This window comes from Flavonifractor sp. An4 (assembly GCF_002161755.1).
GTDB lineage: Bacteria > Bacillota > Clostridia > Oscillospirales > Oscillospiraceae > Flavonifractor > Flavonifractor avicola.
The window spans coordinates 1-16640 of the sequence record NZ_NFIL01000046.1; the positions used below are offsets into that span (position 1 = coordinate 1).

18 protein-coding genes and 1 pseudogene are annotated in these 16640 nt (G+C 60.3%); 5 read left to right on the forward strand and 14 right to left on the reverse strand.

Annotated elements, in window-relative coordinates; all coding sequences use genetic code 11:
* Window positions 1–158: 158 nt before the first annotated feature.
* The 14 genes and pseudogenes from bilS to dnaA all read right to left on the reverse strand — a co-directional run bounded on the left by bilS (window position 159) and on the right by dnaA (window position 12825).
* Window positions 159–665, reverse strand: a complete 507-nt coding sequence (bilS, locus tag B5F94_RS13940) for a flavodoxin family protein BilS (protein WP_087267658.1) — start codon at window positions 663–665, stop codon at window positions 159–161.
* 36 nt (window positions 666–701) lie between these two features.
* Window positions 702–1139, reverse strand: a complete 438-nt coding sequence (gene rnhA, locus B5F94_RS16980; RefSeq protein WP_242958920.1) for a ribonuclease HI — start codon at window positions 1137–1139, stop codon at window positions 702–704.
* Between the two features lie 90 nt (window positions 1140–1229).
* Window positions 1230–1568, reverse strand: a pseudogene (locus tag B5F94_RS16985) (endonuclease domain-containing protein); the annotation flags it as partial.
* Between the two features lie 48 nt (window positions 1569–1616).
* The gene (locus B5F94_RS13950) at window positions 1617–1991 is read right to left on the reverse strand and encodes an SHOCT domain-containing protein (RefSeq protein ID WP_087267664.1); all 375 of its coding nucleotides are present in this window, start codon (window positions 1989–1991) and stop codon (window positions 1617–1619) included.
* A 3-nt stretch (window positions 1992–1994) separates the two neighbouring features.
* Window positions 1995–4502, reverse strand: coding sequence for a DNA gyrase subunit A (gene gyrA, locus B5F94_RS13955; RefSeq protein ID WP_087330961.1), 2508 nt, complete (start codon window positions 4500–4502; stop codon window positions 1995–1997).
* A 109-nt stretch (window positions 4503–4611) separates the two neighbouring features.
* Window positions 4612–6561 (reverse strand): DNA topoisomerase (ATP-hydrolyzing) subunit B, encoded by a 1950-nt coding sequence (gene gyrB, locus B5F94_RS13960; protein WP_087330963.1) that lies wholly within the window; start codon window positions 6559–6561, stop codon window positions 4612–4614.
* 62 nt (window positions 6562–6623) lie between these two features.
* A complete protein-coding gene (locus B5F94_RS13965; RefSeq protein ID WP_158100298.1) occupies window positions 6624–7619 on the reverse strand; it encodes a tetratricopeptide repeat protein in 996 nt (331 codons plus the stop codon).
* Window positions 7620–7643: 24 nt separating this feature from the next.
* Window positions 7644–7907, reverse strand: coding sequence for an extracellular matrix regulator RemB (locus tag B5F94_RS13970; RefSeq protein ID WP_087187247.1), 264 nt, complete (start codon window positions 7905–7907; stop codon window positions 7644–7646).
* Window positions 7908–8219 (reverse strand): Tat pathway signal protein, encoded by a 312-nt coding sequence (locus B5F94_RS13975; protein WP_087267679.1) that lies wholly within the window; start codon window positions 8217–8219, stop codon window positions 7908–7910.
* A gap of 40 nt (window positions 8220–8259) precedes the next feature.
* A complete protein-coding gene (gene recF / locus B5F94_RS13980) occupies window positions 8260–9366 on the reverse strand; it encodes a DNA replication/repair protein RecF (protein ID WP_087330968.1) in 1107 nt (368 codons plus the stop codon).
* Complete coding sequence (locus B5F94_RS13985; protein WP_087187244.1) at window positions 9363–9575, reverse strand: RNA-binding S4 domain-containing protein; 213 nt, start codon at window positions 9573–9575, stop codon at window positions 9363–9365. Before B5F94_RS13985 ends, recF begins: the two co-directional genes overlap by 4 nt.
* Entirely contained in the window at window positions 9572–10012 is a 441-nt protein-coding gene (locus tag B5F94_RS13990) for an acyl-CoA thioesterase (RefSeq protein WP_087330979.1), read from the reverse strand. The genes B5F94_RS13985 and B5F94_RS13990 overlap by 4 nt, the downstream gene beginning before the upstream one ends.
* 37 nt (window positions 10013–10049) lie before the next feature.
* On the reverse strand, window positions 10050–11162 hold the full coding sequence (dnaN, locus tag B5F94_RS13995) for a DNA polymerase III subunit beta (protein ID WP_087330970.1): 1113 nt from the start codon (window positions 11160–11162) through the stop codon (window positions 10050–10052).
* A 346-nt stretch (window positions 11163–11508) separates the two neighbouring features.
* Window positions 11509–12825 carry a chromosomal replication initiator protein DnaA gene (dnaA, locus tag B5F94_RS14000; protein WP_087267691.1) on the reverse strand — a complete coding sequence of 439 codons (1317 nt, stop codon included), beginning with the start codon at window positions 12823–12825 and terminating at the stop codon, window positions 11509–11511.
* Between the two features lie 527 nt (window positions 12826–13352).
* Between dnaA and rpmH the strand changes: the two genes are divergently transcribed.
* From rpmH to jag, 5 genes are all read left to right on the forward strand, one after another.
* On the forward strand, window positions 13353–13487 hold the full coding sequence (gene rpmH / locus B5F94_RS14005) for a 50S ribosomal protein L34 (protein ID WP_006570963.1): 135 nt from the start codon (window positions 13353–13355) through the stop codon (window positions 13485–13487).
* Between the two features lie 101 nt (window positions 13488–13588).
* Complete coding sequence (gene rnpA / locus B5F94_RS14010; RefSeq protein WP_204220706.1) at window positions 13589–13936, forward strand: ribonuclease P protein component; 348 nt, start codon at window positions 13589–13591, stop codon at window positions 13934–13936.
* A gap of 1 nt (window position 13937) precedes the next feature.
* Window positions 13938–14156, forward strand: coding sequence for a membrane protein insertion efficiency factor YidD (gene yidD, locus B5F94_RS16760; RefSeq protein WP_204220704.1), 219 nt, complete (start codon window positions 13938–13940; stop codon window positions 14154–14156).
* 31 nt (window positions 14157–14187) lie between these two features.
* The gene (locus B5F94_RS14020; RefSeq protein WP_087330975.1) at window positions 14188–15516 is read left to right on the forward strand and encodes a YidC/Oxa1 family membrane protein insertase; all 1329 of its coding nucleotides are present in this window, start codon (window positions 14188–14190) and stop codon (window positions 15514–15516) included.
* Window positions 15517–15554: 38 nt separating this feature from the next.
* Window positions 15555–16331 (forward strand): RNA-binding cell elongation regulator Jag/EloR, encoded by a 777-nt coding sequence (gene jag, locus B5F94_RS14025; protein ID WP_087330977.1) that lies wholly within the window; start codon window positions 15555–15557, stop codon window positions 16329–16331.
* Window positions 16332–16640 lie beyond the last annotated feature (309 nt).

Here is a 16640-nt window from a genome sequence, read left to right on the forward strand (position 1 = left end):
CGTTTGTGCAGTTGGCAGACCGCACTCCTATTATAGCAAAGGGAGTTTTTTTATCTTTTTCATCGCCTTAGGCTTTTTTGAACCACTCGCCTAGCGAGTGGTTTTCTTTATACAAAAAAATCCCTGTTGCTAACGCAACAGGGATTTTTTCTTACTTTTTATGCCTTCATGGCCTCCCGGGCGAAGTCGGCGGCCTGGTCCAGATCACTCTGGTCCGGGTGGGTCAGGGCCAGGTCAAAGGCCTGGATCATGGATTTCAGCTTGGCGTTGTCCGGGTCGGCCTTCAGCTGGGCCTCGTACCGGTCCTTCACCGTCTGGGGCATCTTGCCGGTGCAGAAGAAGCTGCTCACCACCTGGTTGCCCTTGGGAACCTCCGCCTTGAAGCGGTCGGACAGGGAGGCGAAGTACAGCTCGGAAATACCGAAACCGGCGGTGCCGAAGATGGCCACCCGCTTGCCGTACAGGCTATGTAAAAATTCCTGCATAGCCGGAGTGAGGGTACCCTTGTCGGTCCAGGACCCGGCAAAGACCAGCTCCGCCTGGTCCACGTTCTGGGGCGGCGGGCCGAAGGCCACAATGTCGTGGCCCTCACAGGCCTCCCGGATAGCCTGAGCCACCTGGGCGGTGTTGCCGGTCTGGCTGTCGAATACAATGGCGATTTTCATAGGTCCTCCTTTGGACGGCGGGCGCATACCGCGCCCCTACTTATACTTCCGGCTCTCCGCTACTGCTAATTCATCACAGCGGTTATTAAACGGGTTGTCGGCGTGGCCTTTGACCCAGTGGAGATGGACGGTGTGGTAGTCGCACAGGTCCAGCAGGGTGGCCCACAGATCCGGGTTGAGGGCGGGTTTCTTGTCTCCCTTTACCCAGCCTCGGGCCTTCCAGCCCCGGGCCCAGCCCTTTTCCAGGGCGTCAATGACGTACTTGGAGTCGGAGTAGAGCTCCACGATGCAGGGCTCCTTCAGGGCCTTCAGGGCGGTGATGACGCCGGTAAGCTCCATACGGTTGTTGGTGGTGTGGGCCTCCCCGCCGGAGAGTTCCTTTTTGAACTCCCCATATTGCAGAATGGCCCCCCACCCGCCGGGGCCCGGATTGCCGGAGCAGGCCCCGTCGGTGTAAATGGTGACTGTTTTCATAGATCTCCTATTATAGCCTTTCCCTGGGGGAAGGTGGCTGGCCGAAGGCCAGACGGATGAGGGGAACGCCGCCTTTACCTGCCGGTCAATGACGGCACACACACCCTCAAAATTCTGTTTGATCTCAAGATTTGTAAAACGCAAAACCTTGATTTTTTCCACTTCTTGCAAGTAAGCCGTTCTGGCGGCGTCCAGTTCTGGACCATTTCCCTCATAATGCTGGGAACCATCCAATTCAATGGCTAACCTGGCTTTGTAACAATAAAAATCCACAATATAAGGACCAAATGGCTTTTGTCGGAGAAATTGGACGGGATAGGTCCGCAAAAAATCATACCACAGATGATTCTCTTCTTTTGTGGCATTTTTTCGCAGTTTCTGTGCGCGAATGCGGGTGATATCTTCCATAGGCGCACCTCTTCCCCTCATCCGCCCCAGTGTGCGCACTGGGGCACCTTCCCCCAGGGGAAGGCTTTTTTACAGCTCCTTCAAAATCTCCTGCCGCTTCTGCTCATACTCCTCGGTGGTAATGAGCCGGCGGTCATAGAGGGACTGGAGCTGCTCCAGCCGCTGCTCCGGGGTGCCCTTGGGGTTGTCCACCGACACCCCCTCCTCCTCGATGCGGATCTCGGGGCCGATATACTTCTTGCCGAAGGCAGAATAGAAGTTGGTACCGGCGATGACAGCGGCAAGGATGGTCCAAAAGATGCCGAAGATGAGGCCAAAGCCCCCCACCATGGCAAACTGGGGAATGACGACGAACAGGCCGATGAGCACAAAGACACAGCCCACCACGCCCCCCGCCACCGAGCCGGTCTTACTGGGACGGTAAGTTACCCGTTTTCTGGACATGGCTTATTCCTCCCCTTCGGTGGCGCCGGTGTCCTCCTCTTCTTCCTCGTGGTCGGTACGGGCGAAGGAAATGACCTTCACACCCTCCTCCAGGTTCATGATCTTCACGCCCTGGGCGGTGCGGCCGTAGGTGGAGATGCCGGACACCGCCATGCGGATGATAACGCCGGCATCGTTGATGACCAGCACGTCGTCGTTGTCATTGACCACCTTGACGCCCACCACGCATCCTGTCTTTTCGGTGACGTTGTAGCCCTTCAGGCCGTAGCCGCCTCGCTTCTGGGGACCGTCGGCACGGATATACTCGTCCATCTCGGTGCGCTTGCCGTAGCCGTTCTCGGTGATCATCAGCACCTGATGGTCGTACTTGGCCCGGGCGGCGCCTACCACGAAGTCGCCCTCCCGCAGGCTGATGCCCCGGACGCCGCAGGCGTCACGGCCCATGCAGCGCACGTCGGTCTCCTTGAAGCAGATGGCCATACCGTCGTGGGTGACGATGAGGATGGCCTGCTCCCCGTCGGTCTCCCGGACGGTGATGAGCTCGTCTCCCTCCTCCAGGGTGATGGCCCGGATGCCCGCCTTGCGGGCGGTAAAGATGGAGGAAAGCTGGATGCGCTTAACGGTGCCGGTGCGGGTGACCATCACCAGATACCGGTCCTCGGGGAACTCCCGCAGGTGGATCATGGCGGTGACCTTCTCGTCCTGCTCGATGGGCAGCACGTTCACCAGGTTGGTGCCCTTGGCGGTGCGGCCGGCCTCGGGGATCTGGTAGCCCTTCTTCCGGTGGACCCGGCCCTTATTGGTGAAGAAGAGGATGTAGTCGTGAGTGGAAGCGGTGAACACCGTATCCACATAGTCCTCCTCCTTGGTGGCCATGGCAGTGATTCCCTTGCCGCCCCGGCGCTGGGTGCGGTAGGTGGAGGCGGGGGTGCGCTTGATGTAGCCCCCGGCGGTGAGGGTGAAGACGCACTCCTCCTCCTCGATGAGGTCCTCGATGTCGATCTCGTCCTCCACGTCCTGGATCTCGGTGACCCGGTCGTCGCCGTACTTGTCCCGGATGGCGGACAGCTCGTCCTTGAGCACGCCCCGCAGCATCTCCTCGGAGCCCAGCAGCTGCTGGAAATAGGCAATGCGCTCCTCCAGCTCCTTGTACTCGGCCTCCAGCTTTTCCCGGTCCAGGCCCTGGAGGGCTTTCAGGCGCATATCCAGGATGGCTTGGGCCTGCACGTCGTCCAGGCCGAACCGGTTCATCAGGTTCTCCTTGGCGTTGTCGTAGCTGGAGCGGATGATGCGGATAACCTCGTCGATGTTGTCCTGGGCAATGAGCAGACCTTCCAGCAGGTGGGCCCGCTCCTGGGCCTTCTTCAGGTCGTACTTGGTGCGGCGGATGATGATCTCCTCCTGGAAGGCGATGTACTCGTCCAGGATGTGCCGCAGGGACAGGATTTTGGGCTGGGACTGGTCGTCCACCAGGGCCAGCATATTGATGGCGAAGGTGGTCTGCAGCTGAGTCTGGGCAAACAGGCGGTTGAGCACCACCTGGGGATTGGCGTCCCGCTTGAGCTCAATGACCACCCGCATACCGTTGCGGTCGGACTCGTCCCGGATGTCGGAGATGCCCTCCAGACGCTTGTCCTCCACCTGGTCGGCCATGTTCTTGATGAGCTGGCGCTTGTTGACCTGGTAAGGGATCTCGGTGACGATGATACGGGTACGGTTCTGGCCGAACTCCTCAAACTCGGTGCGGGCCCGGACGCACACCCGGCCCCGGCCGGTGGCGTAGGCGGCCCGGATGCCGGAGCGGCCCATAATGATGCCCTTGGTGGGGAAATCGGGGCCCTTCACGTGCTCCATCAGGTCGGACAGGGTGGCCTCCGGATTGTCCAGTACGCAGATGGTGGCGTTGATGACCTCCCGCAGGTTGTGGGGCGGGATGTTGGTGGCCATGCCCACGGCGATACCCGCCGAGCCGTTGACCAGCAGGTTGGGGAACCGGGAGGGGAGCACACGGGGCTCCTTCCGGCTCTCGTCGAAGTTGGGGTCCCAGTTCACCGTGTCCTTCTCGATGTCCCGGAGCATCTCGTCGGAGATCTTGGACATCCGGGCCTCGGTGTAACGGTAGGCGGCCGGGGGATCGCCGTCGATGGAACCGAAGTTGCCGTGGCCGTCCACCAGGGGATAGCGCATGGAGAAGTCCTGGGCCAGACGAACCAGGGCGTCGTACACACTGGCGTCGCCGTGGGGGTGGTACCGGCCCAGCACGTCGCCCACGCAGGTGGCGGACTTCTTGAAGGGCTTGTCGGCAGTCAGGTTGTCCTCGTACATGGCGTACAGGATGCGCCGGTGGACGGGCTTCAGGCCGTCCCGCACGTCGGGCAGGGCCCGGCCCTTGATGACGCTCATGGCGTACTCAATATAGGACTGCTCCATCTCCTTCACCAGAGGTGAAGTGACGATGGTCTGGTCCGGATACCGGATCTCCTCCGGATCGTACTGTGGCTTTTTGCTCATGCTGTTGCCTCTCAATCTTTATGATAGGGTGGTTCACGGCGGGCGGCCGCAAGGGCCGCCCCTACGTCAGGGCCGTATAGGGGCGACCTTTATGGTCGCCCGACCTCCCTTAATAGTCCAAATTCACCGCGTACTTGGCGTTGCGCTCGATGAACTCCTTCCGGGGCTCCACCTTCTCGCCCATGAGGACGGTGAAGGTCTGGTCGGCCAGCACGGCGTCGTCCAGCTCGATGCGCTTGAGGGTGCGCCGCTCCGGGTCCATGGTGGTCTCCCACAGCTCATGGGGGTTCATCTCGCCCAGGCCCTTATACCGGGAGATATCCACCTTGGCGTTGGGGTTGTCGCCCCGGAGCTCGGCGGACACCTGGTCCCGCTCCTCGTCGGAGAAGGCCACCCGGGTGGTCTTGCCCCGGGTCAGCTTGTACAGGGGAGGCACGGCGGCGTAGACGTAGCCGTGCTCGATGAGGGGCCGCATGAAGCGGAAGAAGAAGGTGAGCAGCAGGGTGCGGATGTGGGAACCGTCCACATCGGCATCGGCCATGATGATGATCTTGTGATAGCGCAGCTTGTCCAGGTCGAAGTCGTCCCCGATGCCGGCGCCCAGGGCGGTGATGACGGGGGTCAGCTTGTCGTTGCCGTACACCTTGTCGGCCCGGGCCTTCTCCACGTTGAGCATCTTGCCCCACAGGGGGAGGATGGCCTGGAACCGGCTGTCCCGGCCCTGGGTGGCCGAGCCGCCTGCGGAGTCGCCCTCCACGATGTAGATCTCGGTGAGCTCAGGGTTGACCTCGTTGCAGTCCCGCAGCTTGTCGGGCATGGCGGCGCCGCCCAGGGCGGTCTTGCGGCGGATGGATTCTCTGGCCTTCCGGGCGGCCTCACGGGCCCGGTTGGCCATGAGGGCCTTCTCCAGGATGGCCTTGCCCACGGCGGGGTTCTCCTCCAGGTATTCCGACAGCTTCTCGGTGACAATGTTGTTCACCAGGGTACGGATGGAGGCGTTGCCCAGCTTGGCCTTGGTCTGGCCCTCAAACTGAGCCTCGGTGAGCTTAACGGAGATGACGCAGGCAATGCCCTCCCGGCAGTCCTCGCCGGACACCTTGTCCTCGTCCTTGAGGATCTTCATCTTTTTGCCGTAGTTGTTGAGCACGGTGGTGAGGGCCCGTTTGAAGCCCTCCTCGTGCATACCGCCTTCGGGGGTGTGGACGTTGTTGGCGAAGGAGACGATGGTCTCGTTGTAGCCGTCGTTGTACTGGAAGGCCACCTCCGCCATGGAATCCTCCTTCTGCCCCGCCATATAGATCACGTCGGGGTGGATGGGGTCCTTGGAGCGGTTGATGTAGGACACGAACTCCCGGATACCGCCGGCGTAGTGCATGGTGTCGCTCTGCTCCCTGCCGGGGCGGTTGTCGATGGTGTGGATGCGCAGGCCGGCGTTGAGGAAGGCCTCCTCCCGCATCCGGGTGTGGAGGGTCTCGTAGTTATACTCGGTGACCTCAAACATCTCGGGGTCGGGCTTGAACACCACCTCGGTGCCGTGGCGGTCGGTGTCCCCCACCACCTGCATGGGCTGGGTCACCTTGCCCCGGGAGAACTTCATCTCGTAGATCTTGCCCTCCTTGTGGACCCGCACCTCCAGCCACTCGCTGAGGGCGTTGACCACGCTGGCGCCCACGCCGTGGAGGCCGCCGGACACCTTGTAGCCGCCGCCGCCGAACTTGCCGCCGGCGTGGAGGATGGTGAACACCACCTCCAGGGCGGGCAGGCCGGTCTGAGGCTGGATGTCCACGGGGATACCGCGGCCGTTGTCCACCACGGTGATGATGTCGCCCTTACCGATCTTTACGGTGATCTCGTCGCAGTAGCCGGCCAGGGCCTCGTCGATGGAGTTGTCCACGATCTCGTATACCAGGTGATGCAGGCCGGACTCGCTGGTGGAGCCGATATACATACCGGGGCGCTTACGGACGGCCTCCAGACCCTCCAGCACCTGGATCTCGGAGCCGCCGTACTCATGCTCCACCTGGGTGGTGTTCAGTTCCAATTCTAACTCGTCAGACATAATAACCTCCGCTAGATTAACCATAGGTTGGGTATATTTTATGAAAAGCAGCGTATTTCCCATCAGGGCAGGGGCGTAAAGTCAATGACTGCCGCCTCATCCATGCTGCGCTCAAATGCTTCCTCGGTAATGGACTGACTCTGTCCGTCCATATACTTGCTGTAGTGTGTTTCCTCGGTCTGGCCGTTGGTCTCAAAGGACAGGGAAAACAGCGCAGTCAATGTGGCCGGGTCCTCCAGACCAGAAAAGGTCACACTATCAAAAAATATTCCGTTATTCAGCTCCCGGTACACCAGAGCCCGGTGTTCCGCGCTGTACAGGATGGACGCAAAATACTGTCCCACATACCGGCTCCCCATGACGTTGTTCTCTATCTCAGCCGGGATCACGGTATCGCTGTCTTGGTCATAGACGAACACCGCAAAGTTAAAAAAGCCCATGTCGCCGCCGCCGGTGATGAGCAGTTCGTCCTGCCCGTCCCAGTTCAGTTCCACCATGGCGTATTCTTTGGGCTGCTCATAGTACCACTCATCCAGGTAGGACAGGTACCCTTTTTCAGCCAAAAATGCCTCAAAGGCCTCTTCCGCCCGGCGGTTTCCTTCCAGCATTCCCTCAATCTCATTGAGCTGCTGAAGAATGGTCTCATCCATCCCGGTAGCGTCCAGGGCCTCTTTCAGGGTGTCCACCGCCCCCTGGGTATCCTCCCGGAGCAGGCACAGGTCGGTCAGACCCAGCCAGGCGTCCACGTTACCCTCGTCCAGTTTGAGGGCCTGCTCAAAATCGGCCTGGGCCTCCTCCAGATAGTCCGCGCTGTCGCCCGGATAGATGAGATAGGCCTGGCCCCGGCCGGCATAGCTCTCCGCCTTCATGGGATCGGCCTCAATGGCGGCGGTAAAGTTAGCGATGGCCTCATCGTAGTATCCGTCTCTCAGCTCATCCATAGCCTGGTCGTGGTGGACCTGCCACTGGCTGGCTTCTCGCTTGACGGTGCAGCCCGTCAGCAGCACTCCCGCCAGCAGACACAAAAGGGCGATGCGGCGTATGCGATGCTTCCTCATACTCCATCCTCTCATTTCTTTCCGCTACTCAAAGCTGTTGTTCTCCGCCCGGCGCAGCAGGGTGGCGGCGGAGAGCTGGCACAGATAGACCACCGGCGGCCCCTCCCGCCGGGCGCACAGCACAAAAGAACGGGGCAGATCGTCGGACACGTTGACCAGCCGCCCCTCCTTTTCCGCCCGCTCCAGAAAGGACCGGGTCAGGTGGGAGGAGGAGGTGTTGTCCAGATCGAAGAGCCCCACCACGTCTCCAAAGGGCACCACCACGTTCTGACCGATGTGCAGATACATCTACTTGCCCTCCTTCTTGTCCCGGACGATTTTGGGCTTCCACAGCCAGCGGTACAGCTTCCAGCCCAGAAAGAGCCCCACAAAAAAGCCCAGGGCGGGCAGGCCGGGAATGAAGAGCAGCTGGGTCACCGGGGAGGTATCCGCCTCCCACAGGTTGAGCCGGTGGACCACAATGGCGGCTGTCACCAGAACGGCAGCCACCGGAGGGATCAGCTTCCACAGCTTGCTTCCCTTCCGGGTAAACTGGCACACCAGAAATTCCAGCAGAAAGCCCCCCACCAGGGGGACCAGGGCAAGGATCAAAAGTATCATAGTGTTCTCCTGAATCTGATCTGTATCACGGGCCGGTTTGTCATCCCACCAGTACGCCGTTGTGAATGTGGAAGGTCTTGCCCTCCCCCAGCCGGTCCAGGCTCATTTCCTCGCAGCAGGTGATAAAGACTTGACCGCCGGTAATCCGCTTCAAAACGAACTCCTGCCGCCGGTGGTCCAGCTCGGACAGTACGTCGTCCAGCAGCAGCACCGGCCACTCCCCGGTCTCCTGGAAGAAAATTTCCCGGGAAGCCAGCTTGAGGGATAATGCCGTCGTCCGGGTCTGGCCCTGGGAGGCGAAAGTTTTGGCGCTCACCCCGTCCAGTTCCACGACCAAATCGTCCTTGTGGGGCCCCGACAGGCACTGCCGGGCCTCCAGCTCCGCCTTCCGGTGGGAGTCCTGATGTTTCAGCAGCTGCTCCAGCAGAGTACGGGTGGGGGCCAATGGATCATCGATGGTGCTCACCGTCTGGTAGCTCAGCCCCAGCTCCTCCCGTCCGCCGGAGAAATCCCGGTGGATGGGAGGCGTCACCTCCCGCAGCCGTTTGATGAAGTAGGCCCGGTAGTGGATGAGCATGGCCCCGGTCTGGGCCATGCGCAGATTGAACTCATCCAGAGTGTCCAGCAGAGAGGGATGCTCCTCCCAGTCCCGCAAAATCCGGGTCTTATGTTCATAAAGACGCCGGTATTCCGCCAAAGCCTCGGCATAGCGGGGCCGCAGCTGACAGATGCAGTCGTCCAGGAACCGGCGGCGCACCGCGGCCCCCTCCCGGATAAGCCACAGATCTTCCGGGCAAAAGAGCACCGTGTTGAGTACCCCCGCCAGCTCCCCGGCGGTCTTTAATTTCACGCCGTTGGAGAAGAGCTGCCGCCGCACCCCCCGACCCAGCCGGGCCTCCAGGGTAAAGTCCCGTCCCCGGGAAAAGACCTCTGCCTTCACAAAGGCGTGGTCCACCCCCATTTGGATCAGCTCCCGGTCGTACCGGGCCCGGTGGGAGGAGGCGGTGGACAGGTAGGCGATGCCCTCCAGCAGGTTGGTCTTGCCCTGGGCATTCTCCCCCCAGATCACATTGACATTGGGAGAAAAGTTCCCCTCAAAGTGAAGATAATTGCGAAAAAAGTCCAGGCAGACCGACTTTACAATCATAAAACTTCCACGCGCAGGTCATCCAGGGTAACCACGTCGCCGGGGCGCAGCTTCTTGCCCCGCATGGTGCACACCTCGCCGTTGACCTGGACCTCTCCGTCCTGGATGCGCTCCTTGGCCTCCCCGCCGGTCTCTACCAGACCCTCAAATTTCAGCAGGGATTCCAGTTTGATAAATTCCGTTGTGATTTTGGACTGAATGGTCTTCATACTTCCGAATTTCTCCCTTCTTCGTGCAGGGATTGCAGCAGTTCCCACAGGTCGGGCAGGGCCTTTTTCAGGGCCACCGGCCGGGCCTTGGCCCGGTCATAGAAGAAGTGGCCGGAGGTGCCCTCCGCCCGCAGCTCCCCGGTGTCGGCGTTGACCATCCTGTAGGACAGCTGCATTTTGGCAGGAGACAGGGACTCCACCGCCATGTGGATGGCGATTGTCTCCCCAAACCGGGTCATGGAACGGTACTTGCAGCTCACGTCGGTAACGGCAAAGTCGATGCCCACGTCCACCGCTCTGTGGTAGCTCCAGCCGATCTGGTCCATAAAGTCGGTACGGGCCTCCTCCATCCAAAGGATATAATTTCCATGGTGGACGATGCTCATGCCGTCGGTCTCATAAAATTGAACCTTATGCAGGTAAGGATGCAGTTCCAAGGCATTTTTCCTTTCTTTCAGAACCTTTGTGCCCAATTTATTCCCCGGCCTTCAGGCGGACGGGCAGTACCATATACAGGAAATTCTCCTCCCCCTCTGTGGGCAGGATGACACAGGGGGAAACGCTGGTGGACAGCTCCAGCCGCACCTTGTCGGCGGGGGCGGCCTTGAGGGCATCCATCAGGTACTTGTTGTTGAAGCCGATCTCCAGCCCCCGGCCGTCGCCGGTGACAGGGCACTGGTCGTAGGCGTCGCCGATGGCGGTCTTGGTGGAAATCTTCATCAAACCGTCCTCAAACACGCACCGCAGGGGGCACTTCAGCTTTTCAGTGATAATGAGGGAGACGCGCTCAATGGAGGACAGCAGAGTCCGGGTGTCTCCCTCCAGGCAGATGTCGTTGCTGCGGGGGATGGCTTGGCGGTAGGCCAAAAACTCACCCTCCAGCCGGCGGGTCACCAGCATGGTGGAGCCGGCCTTGAACATGATGTGCCGGGCGCCCTGGGTCACCGACACCGGCTCGTCGCAGTCGGTGCAGATTTTTTCCACCTCGGACAGGGCGGAGCCGGGGACAACAAAGGAGAATTCCGGAGCGCCGTCCTTTTTGTCAATGGCCTCGTGGCGGAGGGCCAGCCGGAAACCGTCCACCGACACCACGGTGAGGCCGTTTTCGCTAGCCTCAAAGAGGGAGCCGGTGTGGACCGGGCGGCTCTCGTTGTCGCTGACGGCAAAAATGGTCTGGGAAATCATGGCTTTCAGCTTGGACTGGGACAGGGTGAGGGAGTTCTGATATTCCACTGTGGGCAGCTCGGGGAATTCCTCCGGGTCGGTGCCCAGGATGTTGAACTCACTGGGTCCACAGGTGATGTGGACCATATAGTTGTCGGTCTGGAAGGTGACGATGTCGTCAGGCAGCTTCCGGATGATCTCGCCGAAGAGCCGGGCGGCCAGCACCAGGGTTCCGGTTTCGCTGATGTCGGCAGGAACAATGGTGCGGATGCCGGTGTCCAGATTGTAGCCGGTGAGCCGCAGCTCCTGTCCGGCCTCCAGCAGAATGCCCTCCAGAGCGGGAATGGAGCTCTTGGGGGAAACGGCACGGGAGGCGGTGGAGATAGCGGATTGCAGCAGGGCTTTTTCGCAGGAAAATTTCATATTTGTTCGGTCCTCCGTTTCGTGGGGAGAGAAGGGGCTCCCCGGGATCTCTCGCGCTCCTCCGGAGAGAGGAGGGATATAGTTCGTAATAGTAAGCCGTAGGGGAAAACATTGTGGAAAAGTGGCGAAACTCCTTGAGGCCCATGGTTTGGCCCGTCCACAGGGGGTGTGGACAAAAAAGAGGGGGTTTCCACAGGGGAAAAGGAGCAAAAAAGTTTTCCACATCCCCTTTTCCACATGTCCCCGAAAGAGGGTGGAAATGTGGAAAGGAGTCTGGAAACCGGATTTCCAGTCGGAATCCGGTTTCACTCATATTTATGCATGAATATTCAAAAGCCATTTAGCCTTATTCATAACGGGCGTTGATGTTGGCGTTGATGTCCTTGATAACTTCTGCAATTTCGGGGCTCTGCTTGGTCAATTTCTCGATGCGGTCAATGGAGTGCATGACAGTGGTGTGGTCCCGGTTGTCAAATTCCTTGCCGATCTCCTTCAGAGACAGGTTGGTCATGCGGCGGATCTGGTACATGGCGATCTGGCGGGCCAGCGCGGTGTCCTTGGTGCGGCCCTGGCCCCGGAGGGCCTCCTCGTCAATGTTGTAGAACTTGCTGACCTCGTCAATGATGATCTCCGGCGAGGGGAGGAACTCCGCCTTGTCCTTGAACATATCCCGGACGGCCCGGGTGACGGTGTCCACGTCCACGCTCTCCCCCATCAGCTCCTGGAAGGCCAGGATCTTGTTGACGGTGCCCTCGATCTGCCGCACATTGGAGGTGATGTTCTCGGCGATATACTGGAGGACGGGATCGGGCAGGTTCATACCCCGGCGGATGGCCTTGGTCTTGATAATGGCCACCCGGGTCTCATAGTCGGGGGGCTGGATGTCCACGGGCAGGCCCCACTCGAACCGGGTACGCAGCCGGTCGTCCAGCCGCAGCATCTCCTTGGGGGGACGGTCGGCGGTGAACACAATTTGCCGCTTGGCCTCGTACAGGGTGTTGAAGGTGTGGAACATCTCCTCCTGGGTGGACTCACGGCCGGCGATAAACTGCACGTCGTCCATGAGAAACACGTCGGCGGAGCGGTACTTTTCCCGGAACTCCGGGTTGCGGCCCTCCCGGATGGCCTGGATCAGCTCGTTGGTGAAGGAGTCGCCCTTGATATACACGATGCGGTAATCGGGGTGGGACTGATGGATTTTGTGGGCGATGGCGTAGAGCAAGTGGGTCTTGCCCAGGCCGGACTCGCCGTAGATAAACAGGGGGTTGTAGGTCTGGGCAGGCTGCTCGGCCACCGCCAGGGCGGCGGCGTGGGCAAACTTGTTGGAGGCGCCCACCACAAAGCGCTCGAAGGTGTACTCCTCAGTGCCCGGGAGGAATACGTCGTCCACCTTCTTCTTGCCGTAGCCCTCCAACTCCCCCTCTCCCAGCACCACAACCTCGAAGTCGGAGGAGAACAGCTCATGGAGGGCCTTCTGGATGTTGGGGATGTAGCGGGAGTTGATGATATCCCGCTTGAAGTTGGTGGGGGTGTGGAGCACAAACCGGTTGGACTCCAGCGCCACGGGGGTGGCGTCGTCAAACCAGGTGTTGATGGCGGTGGCTGTCATCTCCCCCTCCATCAGAGAGAGGACCTTGGCCCAGAGATCGGCCGGTAGATTCACGGAAAGACCACCTCTTTTGTAGAATAGATGGCCGCTGTGGGCGCAGCAAAACAAGACCTTGAAAGCCTGGGCTTTCAAGACCTGGGTCGTGGATGCTGCCGCCAGCGGCGGGAGTACAGATAATTTAACGCATACCATTATAGCAAATCACCCTGTGGAAAGCAACGATACAATTATAAAAAGAAACTACTTTTCCACACAGGTTTCCACACAGTCTGACGGTGGCCGGCGGGCAGCCGGAACGGCCGCCTCTGCCCGGAGCCTCAAAAAAATAGGGCAGAAGGGCTTATGCGTGGGGGTGTGCTCAACAGGGGCCACAAGATATGGTATTTCCCTGCCGGACCCAGAAAAAAACCAAAAAAGAAACCAAATTAGTGGTTGACAGCCTATTTTGAAATAGGCTATAATACCATGTGCATCATGTAAACTGCTATGGTGTAAAGCAGTTTTGTTTGACGACCGCAGCCGAAAGGCTGTTGTGGTGGGCGGGGCAACCCGCTTGATTTTTGTACAGGAGGTGTCCCAACATGGTTCGTACCTATCAGCCCAAGAAGCGCCAGCGCTCCAAGGAGCACGGGTTCCGTAAGCGTATGCGTACCGCCAACGGCCGCAAGGTCCTGGCTCGCCGCCGCGCGAAGGGCCGCGCCCGTCTGACCCACTGATGGGTCCGCAAATGGAATAGGGCATTTCATAGGGGCGGGGGAGCTTTTCCCACCGCCCCTGCGCAGCATACGGAAGTTTGGACCGGGAAAGGAGGACCGCCGTGGAGCACACCGTATCCCTGAAGCAAAATCATGTGTTCCGCCGCCTTTACAGCAAGGGCAAGAGCGCGGTCAATCCCTGTCTTGCACTCTATTGCCGGAAGAACAACTCCCCCCGCAGCCGTCTGGGCATCACCGTGGGGGTGAAGGTGGGCAAGGCGGTGGTGCGCAACCGCACCCGCCGCCGCATTCGGGAGGCCTACCGCATCCATGAGGACCGCTTCCTGCCGGGCTACGACCTGGTGGTGGTGGCCCGTGTCCGGGCCGGCCACAGCCGGTACCGGGAGGTGGAGCGCAGTCTCCTCTCTCTGGCGGACAAGCTGGGTCTGCTCCGAAAGGAGGAGGCCTGAATTGAAGCGCCTTCTGCTCGCTCTCATTCGGTTCTACCGCAAGCATATCTCCCCTGCCCGTCCCCCCTGCTGCCGTTTTATCCCTACCTGCTCCCAGTATGCGCTGGAGGCGGTGGAGAAATACGGTGCGCTCAAGGGGGGCTTTTTGGCCATTCGCCGTATTCTCAAATGTCAGCCCTTCCATAAGCAGGAATCCATCGAGTACGACCCCGTGCCGTAACGGCAAGACAATGTAACTTGGAGGCGCACAAATGGAAATTATCCTCACCCCCTTTGCGTGGCTGCTGAAGGCTTTTTACAGCTTCTGCGGCAGCTATGGCCTGGCTCTGGTGTTCTTTGCCCTGGTGGTCAAGGTGGTGCTCTTCCCCCTCTCTCTGAAGGGCAAGCGCAGCATGATCCAGATGAACATTCTCCAGGGCCAGATGCAGAAGCTGCAGAAGCAGTACGGCAAAGACCGGCAGCGCTATAATCTGGAGGTCCAGAAGCTGTATCAGAAGGAGAAGATCAACCCCATGGGCGGCTGCCTGTGGTCCTTCATCCCCCTGCTCATCCTGATGATCCTCTACCCCATCATCCGTGAGCCCATCCACTACATGATGGGCATCAACGACGCCAATTCCCTCAACGCCATTGCCCAGGCCGTGGACTGGAGCACCCAGGCCGTGAACATGGGCTGGATCAAGGAAGCCGCCGATACCTTTACCAACAGCGCCTATAACCAGCTGTATCTGGCTTCCCTCATCAACGAGAACAACCTGGCTGCCGTGCAGCAGGCGGTAACTGCCGCCGGCGGTGTGGGTGCCAACGTGTTCTCCATCAACTTCAGCCTGTTTGGTCTGGTGGACCTGTCCCAGATCCCTCAGCTTCAGTTCTGGACCATTGCCGGCGGCTTTGGTCTGTTCCTGCTGCCTGTGATCTCCGCTGTGTCCGGCGTGGTCTTCTCCCTGATCTCCATGAAGACCAACGTGATCAACAAGCAGAGCGCTCAGGCCAACAATAGTACCGCCAAGACCATGCTCATCATCTCCCCCCTGATCTCCCTGTGGATCGGCTTCACCATGCCCGCCGCCCTGTGTCTCTACTGGGTGGCTAACAACGTGCTGAGCATGATCCAGGAGTTCCTGTGCAGCCGTATCCTGAAGAAGGACTACGAGGAGGCCGCCCGCAAGCAGGCCGAGCGTGAGCAGCAGGAGAAGGAAGAGGAGAAGGAGGAGCGCCGCCGCAAGACCGAGGAGCGCGCCCGCCGCATCGAGGAAGAGAAGCTCAACAAGGGCAAGAAGAAAAAGGCCGAGAAGAAGCACGAGGACGAGGAGAAGATCCCCGGCATCGTGAAGGAGTACAGCCGGGTGGGTATCCGGCAGTACGCCCGCGGCCGTGCCTATGATCCCTACCGCTACAGCGAGGACGGCCCCACCTGCTATCCCGGCGAGGCCCCCATTTTCGGCAGAAAGCCGGACAAGGCCGCCCCTGTGCAGGAGACTGCCGCGGTGGAGGAGGCCCCCGCTCTGGAGGCCGCTCCCCAGGTTGACACCTCTGCCGCTGACACCCCTGCCGCCGGTGACGGCGAGACCAAGGAATAACGGCACCTGCCGTGGATTCATAAGGAGAGATACCCAAAATGCTGAAATGGATCGAGAGCACCGGCAAGAGCGAGGAGGCCGCCATCGAGGCCGCCCTGCAGAAGCTGGGCATGGATCGGGACGAGGTATCTGTGGAGGTCCTGGAGCGGGCCAAGTCCGGCTTCCTGGGGATCGGCAGCTGTCCCGCTAAAGTGAAAGTGACCTACGAGGCTCCCGACGAGCCCGAGACCCCCGCCCCTGTGGAGGAGGTCGCCGCCGCTCCTGTGGCCGAGCCTGTCAAGGAGGAGAAGCCCGCCCCCGTGGTGGAGGCTGAGGCTCCCGCGGCCCAGCCCGCTGCCGCCCCCGCTCAGGGGGACAAGGCGGAACAGATCGACGCCTTCCTCACCGGCCTGCTGTCCCACATGGGGGCTGCCGCCAAGCCGGTGATCAAAATGGACGAGAACGGCACCTATCAGGTGGAGCTGGTGGGCCAGGACCTGGGCGGTCTCATCGGCCGCCGGGGCGAGACCCTGGACGCCATCCAGCAGCTCACCGGCTACGCCGTCAACCACGGCCAGTCCAAGCGTGTCCGCATCCACGTGGACGCCGAGGGCTACCGGGCCAAGCGTGAGGAGTCCCTCATCCGTCTGGCCCACAAGGTGGCCGGCAAGGTGGTCAAGTACCGCCGCAACGTGACCCTGGAGCCCATGAACGCCTATGAGCGCCATGTGATCCACACCGCCCTGCAGGATACCCCCGATGTGACCACCTACTCCATCGGCACCGAGCCCAACCGCCGGACCGTGGTGGCCTACAGCCGGGGCGAACACCGGTAAAAAAATTTGACGAAAAAGACCCTGCGGGTCTTTCCCGTCAGGGGGCTGCATGAGGAATGAGGTTCGATTTCTGACGAAATTGTCACCCCATTCCTCATGAGAAGAGTCCTTTCCGAGGCTCATGTCCCCGGAAAGGACGAATTTTGATTTGATTCCACCGCCTGCAGGCGGTGGAACTCTGCGAGGCTGAAAGGGCCTGTTGCAAAATGCGCAGCTCGTACAAAGACCCGTCATTCCGAGAAAAACGGCCGCCCGGTGGGCGGCCGTTTTTCGTGGGAATCCGCCCCTTTTGCCGGGGAAACGGATTGC